This window comes from Jutongia sp. SJQ-6, assembly GCF_054161275.1.
The window spans coordinates 1,369,335-1,382,013 of record NZ_CP195314.1 but is presented as its reverse complement, the minus strand read 5'-3'; the positions used below and the strand labels follow the sequence as shown (position 1 = coordinate 1,382,013).

At 41.0% G+C, this 12,679-nt stretch carries 10 protein-coding genes, 1 other RNA gene and 1 pseudogene; 3 read left to right on the top strand and 9 right to left on the bottom strand.

Going from position 1 to position 12,679, the window contains the following annotated elements:
• Positions 1–45: 45 nt before the first annotated feature.
• Positions 46–389, top strand: a transfer-messenger RNA (tmRNA) gene (gene ssrA / locus ACSAJE_RS06395).
• Positions 390–524: 135 nt separating this feature from the next.
• Here the strand turns inward: ssrA and ACSAJE_RS06390 are convergent.
• The 8 genes and pseudogenes from ACSAJE_RS06390 to ACSAJE_RS06355 form a co-directional block, all read right to left on the bottom strand.
• Positions 525–926: a hypothetical protein gene (locus ACSAJE_RS06390; protein ID WP_458009980.1), complete on the bottom strand. Its 402-nt coding sequence runs from the start codon at positions 924–926 to the stop codon at positions 525–527.
• Positions 927–1,920: 994 nt separating this feature from the next.
• Complete coding sequence (locus ACSAJE_RS06385; protein ID WP_458009979.1) at positions 1,921–3,573, bottom strand: AAA family ATPase; 1,653 nt, start codon at positions 3,571–3,573, stop codon at positions 1,921–1,923.
• Positions 3,570–3,956 carry a DUF4391 domain-containing protein gene (locus tag ACSAJE_RS06380; protein WP_458010052.1) on the bottom strand — a complete coding sequence of 129 codons (387 nt, stop codon included), beginning with the start codon at positions 3,954–3,956 and terminating at the stop codon, positions 3,570–3,572. Before ACSAJE_RS06380 ends, ACSAJE_RS06385 begins: the two co-directional genes overlap by 4 nt.
• Positions 3,950–4,168 carry a hypothetical protein gene (locus ACSAJE_RS06375; RefSeq protein WP_458009978.1) on the bottom strand — a complete coding sequence of 73 codons (219 nt, stop codon included), beginning with the start codon at positions 4,166–4,168 and terminating at the stop codon, positions 3,950–3,952. Before ACSAJE_RS06375 ends, ACSAJE_RS06380 begins: the two co-directional genes overlap by 7 nt.
• A gap of 364 nt (positions 4,169–4,532) precedes the next feature.
• Positions 4,533–4,628: pseudogene (locus ACSAJE_RS06370) on the bottom strand (helix-turn-helix domain-containing protein); the annotation flags it as partial.
• A gap of 214 nt (positions 4,629–4,842) precedes the next feature.
• Entirely contained in the window at positions 4,843–6,231 is a 1,389-nt protein-coding gene (locus ACSAJE_RS06365) for an ATP-binding protein (RefSeq protein ID WP_458009977.1), read from the bottom strand.
• Between the two features lie 320 nt (positions 6,232–6,551).
• A complete protein-coding gene (locus ACSAJE_RS06360) occupies positions 6,552–6,902 on the bottom strand; it encodes a TnpV protein (RefSeq protein WP_458009976.1) in 351 nt (116 codons plus the stop codon).
• Between the two features lie 554 nt (positions 6,903–7,456).
• On the bottom strand, positions 7,457–8,218 hold the full coding sequence (locus ACSAJE_RS06355) for a transposase (protein WP_458009975.1): 762 nt from the start codon (positions 8,216–8,218) through the stop codon (positions 7,457–7,459).
• 376 nt (positions 8,219–8,594) lie between these two features.
• Between ACSAJE_RS06355 and ACSAJE_RS06350 the strand changes: the two genes are divergently transcribed.
• Positions 8,595–10,004, top strand: coding sequence for an amidophosphoribosyltransferase (locus ACSAJE_RS06350; RefSeq protein WP_118689922.1), 1,410 nt, complete (start codon positions 8,595–8,597; stop codon positions 10,002–10,004).
• A gap of 669 nt (positions 10,005–10,673) precedes the next feature.
• Here ACSAJE_RS06350 and ACSAJE_RS06345 read toward each other — a convergent pair.
• On the bottom strand, positions 10,674–11,753 hold the full coding sequence (locus ACSAJE_RS06345) for a type II CAAX endopeptidase family protein (RefSeq protein ID WP_182448168.1): 1,080 nt from the start codon (positions 11,751–11,753) through the stop codon (positions 10,674–10,676).
• Between the two features lie 165 nt (positions 11,754–11,918).
• On the opposite strand from ACSAJE_RS06345, the gene ACSAJE_RS06340 reads away from it, so the two are divergent.
• Complete coding sequence (locus ACSAJE_RS06340) at positions 11,919–12,506, top strand: ribonuclease H1 domain-containing protein (protein WP_022025701.1); 588 nt, start codon at positions 11,919–11,921, stop codon at positions 12,504–12,506.
• Positions 12,507–12,679: the final 173 nt, after the last annotated feature.

Here is a 12,679-nt window from a genome sequence, read left to right as displayed (position 1 = left end):
CATTTTGGTGAGCGTTTTATATAGCGCATCTACCGGTTACAACAAGGGGTTGTACTGGTTTCGACGGGCTCACTGCAGATGGAGAAGCTGTCCGTGGTCGGACACCACGTAAAAAGTTCGATTTAAAATTAAACGCTGAAGATAATTTAGCATTAGCTGCCTAAGCGCAGCTCATCGGTCTTAGCGCCCCGCCGCTAAGGTAGCCGGTGTCATACCTGCGGGACACTCCGTTGTCAAAGCTTTGCGATGACGGAAAATCTATGAAGCTACCAAAGAGCATAGCCTGTTAGTGGGCGCTGCTTGGAGGGAATGTTAAAACACTGACTATGACAGTAGAAGTACATTGAATCTGGGTTCGGACCGGGGTTCGACTCCCCGCAGCTCCACTAAAAGTACCTTACTCGAACTATTATGGCTAAAAAAATTGAGTCGTTCGAGTAAGTTGACATATTCGTGGAATTATTTATGGTATAAAGACCACATCCAAAGATTTTCTGGATGTGGTCTTTTGCTATGTCTATATACTAGCTCAGCTTGCTTGAGCAATCCTGCGCTAATCTGTTAATTCGTATAATATCATCTTTAACCGGTTCAAGAATCTGGTCGAAAGGTGGCTTAAATTCTGCATCTACCTTAAATTCCATATCTGCGTCGTTGCTAATATAGAACTTCTCGAATATTGCTTGATTCATCAGCTTTTTAATTGTGTCACTGGCGTTTTTATATGCCTCACCGCAATTCTCTACAATATCTAGTGCTCTCTTAAGATTTTCGGTTATTTGCTCAAAGATGGTATCGTGCATTTTGATTTCATGCTCAATGCTGGCCAATTTTTTTGCAATTTTCTGCTGTTCGGATTTAAGAAGATCTAGTGGAATCGCATCGCAGTAATGAGCTTTAAGAAGCTTTTTTCGCTTGTTTTCCAACTTGGCTTTTTCGCCTTTAAGTCCATCCAGCTCAGGAGCTTCTTTCGTAATTGAGCGGAAGTTACGAGTTTGTTACGACGAAAAATGCCAGTCTGCAGAGAACGCAGACAGGCATATAACGCATAATAGGGGTGGACTATATGGATCGAATACCTTTTTGTTTTCCAGTTTTTTATCATGGCTTGATTGCCAGACATACGCTGTATTCTCAGCCAGAGGTCATGAATTTGTTCCTTAGCGGGAATATAAGAAGGGACCCAAAGCGTTGGCCGCAAGTAGACCGAATGACTGCCAATAAATATATCAGTGGTCTGGAGGCCATTCCATCCGATCGACGCGAAGAGATTACAAAACAATCTGATGACGATCTTCTTGAAAATATCCAAAAGCTGGAAATAAGGGGTATAAAGACGGTCATATCTGCTTTCCATATGTTCTTACGGGAAAGAACATTGACAAGTAAAGAAACAATTTATTCCTTAGAGAAAAGTGTGCGGAAGTTAGAAGATCCGTACTGGTATTATGTCATCGCACTGCGGGAGTCGCTGCAATTTACGAAAAGGTCAAAAGAATATATCACGAAAGATGTCAAACAGGAATTGCATAATCTACGTTTAAACCGCAATATACCAGATCTATTCCAGTTCCAAAAAGAAGCTCTGTTGCCGAGCGATACCGAGTTGGCGGTAATAGATGCCGCCATTCCTATGGTGGTACAGGGTGTCATGACGATATTGTTTGTCGGTCAGAATTCTTCTTCGGTAGCGATAGAACAGATTCAATCCGGCGATTTCTCCTCCGCCATCCAGTCACTGGCGCGCGAAGGTAAGCTTACAACCTATGACTTCTATAAGTGGAACAACTTCTTGAAGATTGCCAAAAAAGCAAACGTTGAACTTAGCGATGATGCCACTGCGACAGTCTCCGAATTCGACTTTGATTGGTTCTTGCGTTTCTTTGATGTAGCTGGGGACATCCGCGCTGAAGATATCCATTATGTATTTTCTCCTTCACCTATTTTACCAAATATTTCCCCATCTAACTTTTTGTATACATCCATGTCAGATGTAATTAATGGACTGAGTGTATCACGAATAAAGCTGTCCGCATTATTGCCGCATTTGGTAAGCCCAAGGCGCTTCTTTAATGCATTGTAAATATCTCCACGAGCAGACTTATAATCATCTTGCGCATTTCCCCTAGCTATGGAAGCAGCAAGTGCTTCATTCTTTTCACGTATACATTCGTTATATTCCTCGGTTTTTTCAACCGACTCACACAACTTTTTGATAACGGTGTCATCAAATAAATAGGATTCAAGATTTCGCTCTTTTAATACTTTGATTCCCTTTTCCGCAAGATCGGTAATTTCTTGTGGACTGCGGTCATCGCGATCAACTATTTTGATGACTTGAGTGCTTTCGAGTAGTGTACTAATAATTTCGCCATGCGTTTTCTCAATATTCTCTATGTCATTGCATGAACCGCTAGAAATAAAGAAAGTTTCTGGATGGGTATCTGCAAAAATGGTTGAATAAATCGTCTTGTCGAAATCTTTGCGTTTTCCTCCATTTGGATCGCCTTCACAAAACACGATTGTCTGGGGTAACATTAACTTTGCAAAGTCGCCGAAAGCAAGCTCATAAAACTTGTCTAAAACCGCTTTTCCAATCTTTGCAGGGCGAATAACTTGATCTGTGTCAAAATCTCTTTCGCCGAAATCCAAAAAAGCAACGGTACCCGGATGCTCCTTTTCAATTTCTTCTGCCTTTTGAAGCATGCCGATTGAATGCGTCGAAAGCCAAAGCTGTGATTCTCCTGGAATGAGCAAGTATAATTCACGCAGCACCTTACCTTGTAGCTTAGTGTGCATATGGGTTTCTGGCTCATCAATACAATAAACAGCATCTGGATAATACTTTGATTGGATAACCATGTCCAGTATTAAATCAAAAGCAGATTTCTCTCCAGCGGAAAGATTGCGGTAGCTGAAATTCTCTGTGGTTCCCTTCGTGAAATAGAAATTACCATTTTTAAGAGGTTCGCCGAGAGATGAAAATTTCAAATCCTCAAATACGCGTTCAATGGCAGTGCGGATTTTTCCGGTCAGTTCATCACGCAAAGCAGCAACGGATTTTGAATCATTATCATCATTAAATACTCCTGATATGGTATTAGCAATCAGTCTTTGATAGTTTGCAGAAACAGTCTGGTCATTTTGGATAAGCGATTCCAATCGTATTGATTCAGTGGGATCCTGTTGCCTTTGCATAGAACTTATTTGAAAATCGGGTTCGTTTCTATATGCGCTTCGAAAATAGAAATGACCTTTAATATTTCTATTGTCTCCGATACATTTGGGTAGAGTCATGTCATGAAAGTCGATATCTACAAGTTTTGATGCACGGTCATACCATTGGCTATGGTTGAGTTCATCTACATTACCGGTTTTACTTAAATAATGATAATCTCCAATTTTACTATATCCAGCATATTTATAGTAATGATTCATTGCTTCCATAAAAGAGGTCTTTCCCGAGCCATTAGGCCCTACTAAAACTACCAATTTAGTTGTTTTAGGTATATCCTCGACAATCAAATGCGTAAAGCGTTTAAAATTTTTCAGTTCAATTTTCTCTATCTTCATGTAATATCTTTTAACTCCTTCCATAGTTGCTTTATTGCAGCATTTAGCTCCATTTGCTGATTTAGCTGCTTCTCTCTGCGAACTTTAGCTTGAAGAGCATCTATTTGTTTCCGCAACTGTTGAATCTTCTTGTCTCGCTCGACGGATTCTTTCAGACTTTCCAGCTCTCCACCAGAAATGGCACGCAACGCGTCTCCGACAATTTGGCGCACATAATTCTCATAGACGGCATCCATATTCAGGCCATCCAACTTCAGAATAAGTTCGTCTTCCGGTAACCATTCCGTATGATAATAGGTGTCAACCTTAAATGCACTATTGCCGCTTCCGGCCTTTTCTTTATAAGTCGTCCATGCCTGGTATTTCCCTTCATACTCTAGCAGAAGATTAACACCTTCTTATTACCCTCGTTGATTGAATGCGTCATTTTCTCGTCGAGCAATTCAATCAGTGTCTGCAATTTGGAATCATGCTCCGGCGTAATATCCTTCATCATGAGAATGAGCAGTTCAAGCGTGTCGGCATCTTCCTGCAGTTCCTCACGCCATGTCTTATAATCCATATTGCCAAGGTCAATTTTAACCTTTTTGCCCATCAATAAAATCTCGTATGAAGCAGTATTTAATTTTCAACTGTAACTATCGTAGCATGAAATGTCGAAAGATGCAATCATGCCAAGTTCCGCCAAAGAGACTATTCCCAATTCGGGGACAAGCAGCTAATAACAGAGTTTCATTTTAACGAAAGTTGCAGCAAGGATATTTTTGATATTCTACTTGGAACTTGATGATACCTCTGGACGAATTGTCCAGAAGTCATTTTGTTATTTTTGAAATTCCAGTCTCCTCGTCAGGAATTTACAACGCAAAATCTTCACGCCATGCTTTGGTGCAAGTTGCACCGCAGAACTTCATCCCAACTTGGGATGAAGTTGTATCTAACCATTTGCACTTTCGTCACTTGCCTAATTTCTTTCCTATAACCCCAAAGGAGGCATTCTCCTGAAGGAGTTGTGCAATAACTAATCGATCTTCATATGTTAAAAACTTTGACATGGTAGCTCCTTTCCAACCGCCAGAAATCAAAGCATAACAAAAAGAGACTAACAATCCAGTCAGTCTCTTGAATTTGTAAAGGAAAATCCATACCTTCCCTTTACACTTATTACTATTAACTTTTTAGATCAGTCTGAGATGTAGGTATGGAATCTCAGATTACAATTGACGCAATTCTATAATAGAACAACGGAGATTTCAAACATTATATTTTTTATTCTTTTACAATCCAACTGCCTGTTTTCTTCGAGCCAACTCGTTCCAATCGTCCCATTTCAGTCAGTTCTTTAACTGTTCTCTGAACAGTACTTCTGGATAGAGCTGCACTTTCAACAATTTCCTTTTGCGTAATGGTGGGATTGTTTTGCAATATATCAAGCAGTAACTTTTGTTTTTCTGTTAAAGCCTCATTTAATGCTTCATGTAAAGCGTCATTGCCTGATGCTTTAAAATTCAAATTGGGAAGCTTTACCGTAAACTCTACACGATTAGAACGGAAAGTGGGTTCCATACCGGTTTGGTAATTTGCAGCATTTTCATAGGCAGTGCAAATTTTGCTTAAGCCACTGCCTTGACGTTCCATATATCCAAGACGAGCAAAAATATCTGCAAGTATAGGATTTCTTCTGGTGGACGGAATATCATCAATATCACGTTCTTGAATCTGCGTTCCATCAGGCATACCACCCGGAGAGTAAATCACAAGGCGGTCATCAAACATATCCACATGAACTTCGCTTCCATTAATCAAATAATCTCGGTGAATCAGAGCATTGACTAATGCTTCAAATATACTTCGTTCACAGTAATCCGGCATTTCAATTCTGGAATTAGGAGTTTTCTTCCAAAGCGTTTTCATATTACGCTTCACGAAGTGCACGCCCTCATTTAGAAGAATAATAAGGCTGCCTGTGTACTCAGCACTATCCAAAGCATCAATCTGTCCACCACTCTTATCTAATCCATTCCATCTTGTACAGAAAAGACGAGACCAGCGAACAGGCGAATCATCGGCAAGCAATGCACCTGCATTTGTAAGACGTCCTTGAGCATCTCGAATACCGAAGGATTCAAAACTTTTCTCTGTCATACTATTTCCAGTCCAAGATTTATAACGCTCTCTCAGCTTACTAAAAGAAAAGTCCTCGTAGCTATACGGAGATATCAGCGAATCATAAGAAGAATTTTTGCCACGCATAACCAAACGCTTTAATTCGGTCGCATCAGCAACAACACTTTCATTTCCAATGCGTATATATGCTTCCGTTACACCGTCACCGGTATAGTAGTATGGCGTTTCTGCTCCTGCTGGAATTTGAAGGAGCAACAGTTCTTTTTCGGCCTCAGTTTTATGAAGCTTCATTATCACTTCAGGGAATGGAGAAATTCTCTCTTTGATTTTCTGACTGATAAACTCAGAGTCAGACTTAATATCTTCCAAGCCAACAATTTCTTCATCGTCAGTGATACCAAAAATCAGCATTCCACCCGCTGTATTTGCAAAGGCACTGACACTCTTAAGCCAGCTTTTTGATTTCTTTTTCTCAACGGCTTGTTTTTTATCGTATTCGGTTGCTTCTCCAAGAAGATCTGTCATCTTCATGTGCAGTCCTCCTTTCATGGCAAATGGACATTTTCGCAACATTATTATTATACCATACAGAATCCAAATTTAATAGTAGTTAAACCAGATCTTATAAAACGAAAAAACATATCCGTTCCATTCCGGAAAAGAAAGGATAAGATCAGTATCACTATAATCAGTATAGTTATTATCAGTATTGTTACATTGTGCTTTTGACAGTTCTTGAATTGTCAAAAGTACAATTCTGGAACTGTCAGAAATACAATTCAAGAATTGTCCCATCAAAGAAATAAGGCTGACCTGTTACAGTCAGCCCTAAGTAAAAATTCTATATTCTGTTAGCAAAAAATCAGTTCTGCATTAACGATTTCCTCTGCCTGCGCTTTCAGGCTATTCACGTACCGTACCCAAGCGAACTGCTGTGTTGCCTTGTCCGGAGCCGGATTTTTCTCCAGAAGTTCTGTCATCATTTGTTCCACTCTACGGTGAGCTGTTTCGTCGATTTCCCATAAGTGCGGGAACAATGTCTCCGTCAGAACCATGTCGTTATAGAGCATTGGATTATTTTCTGCAAGAAATGCTCTGCGCATCCTGCCGTATTTCCCAAGTGGTTTATCGTTTACACGACTCAACCGAATATCAGGGATAAGATAATCGCCGCAACGGACATAAGTCAAATTCTGTACCATAGTCACGCCTCCAATCATTTTGTCTTTCCCCTTCATTGTAATAGATGCTCCCATAAAAGTGAAGTTTGTTGACCTGTCGCTTCGAGCGCAGCACATATCTTCTGATAAACCTTTCTTGACGGTCTGCGATTGCCTTCTTCGAGCTTATAGTAGTAACTGGGTACAATCTCCATTTGCTATGCAAAAGCCTTCTGTGACAGTCCCAGAGCCGTTCTAACACTCTTTAGTGCTTCGGTATAGGGTACAGCAAGGAAACGAGAGAAATCATCATAGAGCAGAGACGCTTCGATTTCCAGAATATTTGCCAGTTTGATAGCTACATCGAAACTGTAGAAAAAGTAATGATGCTGCTGAAAGAAAAGGAGGTGTGTTCCAGCGGTCAAAAGTCGCATAGAGATTGCTGTGAATCCCTTGATTACCCATTATCGCAGCGGGATGATGATGTCAAGGTTACATGCAGACATCGTCTGCATTGCACCGCTTTAGCGGCTTGACCTTGATATTAGCAGCACGGTGTGATTTTCGACTTATGCGATGTGATTAGTCATCATGCCCTACATGAAACAAGCTAATTCTCTTGCAACCGCTACTTTTGCTACGTTATGTTTCTTGCTCTGACCTAGTACCATTTTGTAATACCGGCGTCTTAGTCTTTCGTTTGCTTTGTCGGCATAGCCTATCACCTGTGCTGAATTGCCTGATTGTCTGGATTTCAAATCCTTTGATTTGTAGCCAATCTGACCGCGAGCATAGCTTTGAGCAGCCTCTGTTAGCAATAAGCGAACATGTCGATTGCCAGCTTTGGTAATTTCAAGTAGGTTGCGATCGTCAGAACTGGTATTCTCACCAGGTACCAACCCCAGATAGGGTGCAAAATTCTTGACACTTGCAAAACGATTGAAGTCACCCATTTCTACAAGTACAGATAATGTAGTGTGCGTTTTGACACCAATAAAGCAACACAGTTTTTTGACAGATTCCTTGTATTCATCCTTAGATGCAAGTTCTTCAATACGCTTATCAAGACGCTCAAGCTTATCACTAAGGGTAGTATATGTCAGCAGGTATTCATCGAGGATTTCTTTATACAGATCCTCAGGCTGTAAGGATTTTAACCAACGTAAATGCGCTGCTGTCCAATGACTATTACCATCATAGCGACAGTTGTGGCGAAGACAGAATGCAAGGATTTGCTGCTTGATCTTTTTTAGAGCAAGCTTATGATCATCCCTCATGCGAAGGAATTCCTTTCTCTCCTGCCGATTTTTATAGTAATATTTGATTTTACCGTAGTTGTTCCGGTGATTTTTCTGCAACTGCTATTCACTTTGTTTAAATGAATTTTCGGTGCAATATTGGTAAGTGTAACCTTTTTGTAGACGGAAATCTGATTTGCATCTGTGAAGCAAAACGTAATAGTAGTTCCAATCTTTTGGATAGGATAATTTGCCGTGAAATGATAATATATATCATCCATATCGTCTTTTTTCTTTTCAATTGTGCAATTGTATTTTTTACCGGCTATTATTGCATGCCATGCTTTCAAACGATTCTCTGAAAAATAGGTCTTGCAACTGCCCATATGAATTGATAAAATAATGAGTGCTGTGTGTGGCATCAAAAGATGCCGGCAATGAAAAAGAGAAATCGGTAGTAAAATACACAAGACGTGTTTAGAAATGGAGGCATTTTATGGGCGGATTTTTTGGCGTGGTGTCCAAAGAAGATTGTTTGTTTGACCTGTTTTTTGGAACAGATTATCATTCGCATTTAGGTACGAGACGAGGCGGCTTAGCGGTATACGGAGAGAATGGATTTGATCGTTCAATCCATAATATCGAGAACTCCCCATTTCGTACAAAGTTTGACAAAGATGTGCAGGAAATGAAAGGAAATATGGGAATTGGCTGTATTTCTGATTATGAGCCACAGCCGCTGATCGTGCGTTCTCATCATGGAACGTATGCAATTACAACGGTAAGTAAGATCAATAATATGGATGAGATCGTTCAGGATATTTTTGATACGGGACATGCACATTTCTTGGAGATGAGTGGCGGTGACATTAATGCAACAGAGTTGGTAGCTGCGCTGATCAATCAAAAAGAGAACCTGATCGATGGTATTCGTTATGCGCTTGAGACGATCGATGGATCCTTGACTTTGATGCTGCTGACGCCGAAAGGAATTTATGCGGCCAGAGATAAGTATGGACGTACACCAATCGTAATTGGACAAAAGGAAAATGCGTATTGTGTGACGTTTGAAGACTTTGCATATCGCAATTTGGGCTATCATGATTATAAAGAACTTGGTCCTGGGGAGATTGACGTCATTACCACAGAGGGCGTCAAAACGTTAGTTGCTCCGGGCAAAGATATGAAGATCTGCACCTTCTTATGGGTATACTATGGTTATCCGTCCAGTTCCTATGAGGGAGTCAGCGTTGAGGAAATGCGCTATCGTTGTGGTGCCTGTCTGGCAAAACGTGATAATGTCAAACCGGATATTGTAGCAGGTGTACCGGATTCTGGAATCGCGCATGCGGTCGGTTACTCCAATGAGTCCGGCATTCCATTTTCCAGACCATTTATTAAATACACTCCTACATGGCCACGTTCATTTATGCCAACGATCCAGAGCCAGCGTAATTTGATCGCCAAGATGAAACTGATCGCTGTTCATGAATTGATCAAGGATAAAAAGCTGCTGCTGATCGATGATTCTATTGTGCGTGGAACACAGCTTCGTGAGACAACGGAATTTTTATATGAAAGTGGTGCGAAAGAAGTACACATCCGTCCGGCGTGTCCACCGTTAGTATATGGCTGCAAGTATTTGAACTTTTCGCGTTCCTCTTCCGAAATGGATCTGATCACACGACGTGTGATCGCAAAATTGGAGGGAACGGACGAGGTGCCAAATGAGGTATTGCAGCAATATACCGATCCAAACTCTGAGAAGTATGATCAGATGATCGAGGAAATTCGTAAAGAATTGAAATTTACTTCACTGCAGTATAATCGTTTGGATGATATGCTGGAATCTGTTGGTATTCCGGTAGAAAATCTCTGCACATACTGCTGGGACGGCAAAGAATAATCGACTGTCCAGACAACAAAAAATCGAAACATAATGAAAAGGCATTACAGTTTCCACGTAGGATCCTGTAATGCCCTTTTGAATGTCAGAAAAATGCCTAACTAAAGCTTCCCATACCGGAAGTTACTGTAAGAATCACATATTGCTTATTATGTCAGCAGCAAATTAGCAGTTTTGCAGTCGATAAACTTAATTGTTCTGCCATAAGAGATCTAAGAAAATTGCCGCAGAACGCAGAGTTTTTATGTGATTTCTTATTTTGTTAAGTCTCTGATGAATACATGCCTGAAGGATTGTCTGAGAAGTCCCGGTTTAGCAAGGTATCATCCATTTTTGGACGGGACGCTTCCGCTACGATGCGCTACGTCACGTTACTTAATGTCTCTGAAATACGAGACATAAGTAACGACGAGCGCAAAGTCCCTTTCAAAAATGATGAATACCTTGCTTCCGGGACCTCGAGTTGTCCGAAAGGCATGTAAATCATACATCAGAGACAACAAAATTTAGAAATCACTAAAAACGTAAATGCGGCAAGGCAATTTCTATAGATCCCTTATGGCAGAATTCAGTCTCTGGGAACTGCAAAATGTATAGCAGCTTTTGACATAATAAGCAATATGTGTCCGTGTGAGATAGTGGGGTATGGGAAGCTTGAATGCCTTGATCTTAAAAGAATAGGCACATGGCCAGGTAACCGATGCTCCAGTGTAGGAAGAAGCAGCCCCAGATTGTTTTTTGCTGTTCGAAGAGGATTCCGAGCGCAATGCTTAGCAAAAAAGCACCCATCATGAAAATAAAACCATAAGGAAGATGCATTAACGTAAAGAGCATTGACGTCAAAAAGATGCTGACCGGGATCTGGTGTTTGACACGCATTAAGTTTTTGACGCTGGTTTGAATGACACCACGTGCTAAAAATTCCTGCAGCAGTGCAGTGAATAAATACGTGACGGCACCATGCACAGAGCCACCCATAAAGTTTTGTTTGACCGGAGCACCAAGAACACGTAAAAATAATTTACCCACAAGCAGCACGGCTATTGCAAAAAGACAGATCGTTGCCGTTTGCTTTATATTGGAAAGAATATTTTTTCTTCGCGGTATCAGACCGACATCTTTTAGAGAAAAACTCGTAAAAAAGATGATCTCCAAAAACAAGATCAATGTCATTGCCTCGATCATTAGTGTATAAAAGGAGGCTTTTAGTGGAATATGTAAGGTGAAGCGGATGAGGCTCCAAGCGGAAAGATACAGCGTAATGCATATCACGATACCGGCAAACAGAAGTGCACAGTCGCGTTCGTGCTGCTTAAGATTTTCGGCATCGGAAATATCTTCAACAAGTATAAGCATACCATATTCAGAATCTGCACTTGTTGATTGTTTGACCAGACTGATAGTAATGCGCAGATGCTTTTGACCTTCTGGGGTTGTGTATGTTGCCGTTTCTTTGGAGGAAGGGCAGTTCTTTTTGGAACATTTTTTGAACAGTCGGTTAAATGCCTTGTTTTTGCGGGAAGAGAGCAGTGTTTCTGCAAAGGATTGTCCTACCAGTGACTCTTCCGACAGATCAAAGATCTGTGTTGCGGCAGAATTGACATAATTGATCAAACCGTCTGCGGTTACGGTAATGATGCCGTCGCTCATATTTTCAAAGATGGTTTGCTTTTGCGTTTTCGTGACTCCATCGGATTGTACCAGATTGTTCGATAAACCGGGTGTCAATCGATTATTTTGTGTAGTCATATATTTATACATCACCTTTCTTTTTGTTGCACAAAGTAAGTGCACTTTCTATTTTACGATATTATTGCCCGTTTGAAAAGATGAATCAAAATTGCATCCGTTTAGATAGTATGCTACAGTAAATGAAAATGTGTAAAGATATATGTGTCAGAAAGGGGATTTTGCATGGCAAAAAAGTTTTATGCGGTAAAGACAGGACGAACACCGGGAGTTTATGGAACGTGGGCTGATTGTAAAGCACAAGTGGATGGCTATTCCGGTGCCGTTTATAAAAGCTTTCCAACGGCGGCAGAGGCGCTTGCCTTTGTGACAGGAGAGACGAAACAGGTCGAAAGATCCGGCGTGGTTGCCTATGTAGATGGCAGTTATCACAGCGGGACCGGGGAATTTTCTTATGGCGTTGTGATCTTACGGGATGGGAAAGAACTCTGTTTTCAGGAGAAGTTAAATGATCCGTCGCTTGCAGCAATGCATAATGTCGCAGGGGAGATCAAGGGTGCAGAATGTGCGATGCGATACGCAGTTGCCGAGGGGCTGTCAGAGATCACGATCGTGCACGACTATGAGGGGATCGCAAAATGGTGTCTGGGCGAATGGAAAGCTGGCAAAGAAGGGACACAGGCTTATAAAGCATTTTATGATAGTATCAAGTCCCAGGTACATGTGACTTTTCAGAAAGTAAAGGGGCACTCAGGGGATCACTATAACGATATGGCAGATATGCTGGCAAAACAGGCATTAGGGATTGTCTGATCTTACAGATCATGTAAGGTACTCAAACTTCGCACATCCAAAGCTACTGCCAGGTCACAGATTGCTTATTATGTCAGAATACTAAGTATTTTGCAGCCACAACATAGCGATTTCTGCCAGCAGAGAACTATAGTAATTGCCTTGCCGCAATTACGTTTTAGGTGATTTCTAGA

What these genes read in the sequence shown, in the direction of transcription:
- ACSAJE_RS06385 (WP_458009979.1), bottom strand. Translation starts at nt 3,573, where the DNA reads ATGAAGATAGAGAAAATTGAACTGAAAAATTTTAAACGCTTTACGCAT.
- ACSAJE_RS06375 (WP_458009978.1), bottom strand. Translation starts at nt 4,168, where the DNA reads ATGGGCAAAAAGGTTAAAATTGACCTTGGCAATATGGATTATAAGACA.
- ACSAJE_RS06365 (WP_458009977.1), bottom strand. Translation starts at nt 6,231, where the DNA reads ATGAAGATGACAGATCTTCTTGGAGAAGCAACCGAATACGATAAAAAA.
- ACSAJE_RS06360 (WP_458009976.1), bottom strand. Translation starts at nt 6,902, where the DNA reads ATGGTACAGAATTTGACTTATGTCCGTTGCGGCGATTATCTTATCCCT.
- ACSAJE_RS06350 (WP_118689922.1), top strand. Translation starts at nt 8,595, where the DNA reads ATGGGCGGATTTTTTGGCGTGGTGTCCAAAGAAGATTGTTTGTTTGAC.
- ACSAJE_RS06345 (WP_182448168.1), bottom strand. Translation starts at nt 11,753, where the DNA reads ATGACTACACAAAATAATCGATTGACACCCGGTTTATCGAACAATCTG.
- ACSAJE_RS06340 (WP_022025701.1), top strand. Translation starts at nt 11,919, where the DNA reads ATGGCAAAAAAGTTTTATGCGGTAAAGACAGGACGAACACCGGGAGTT.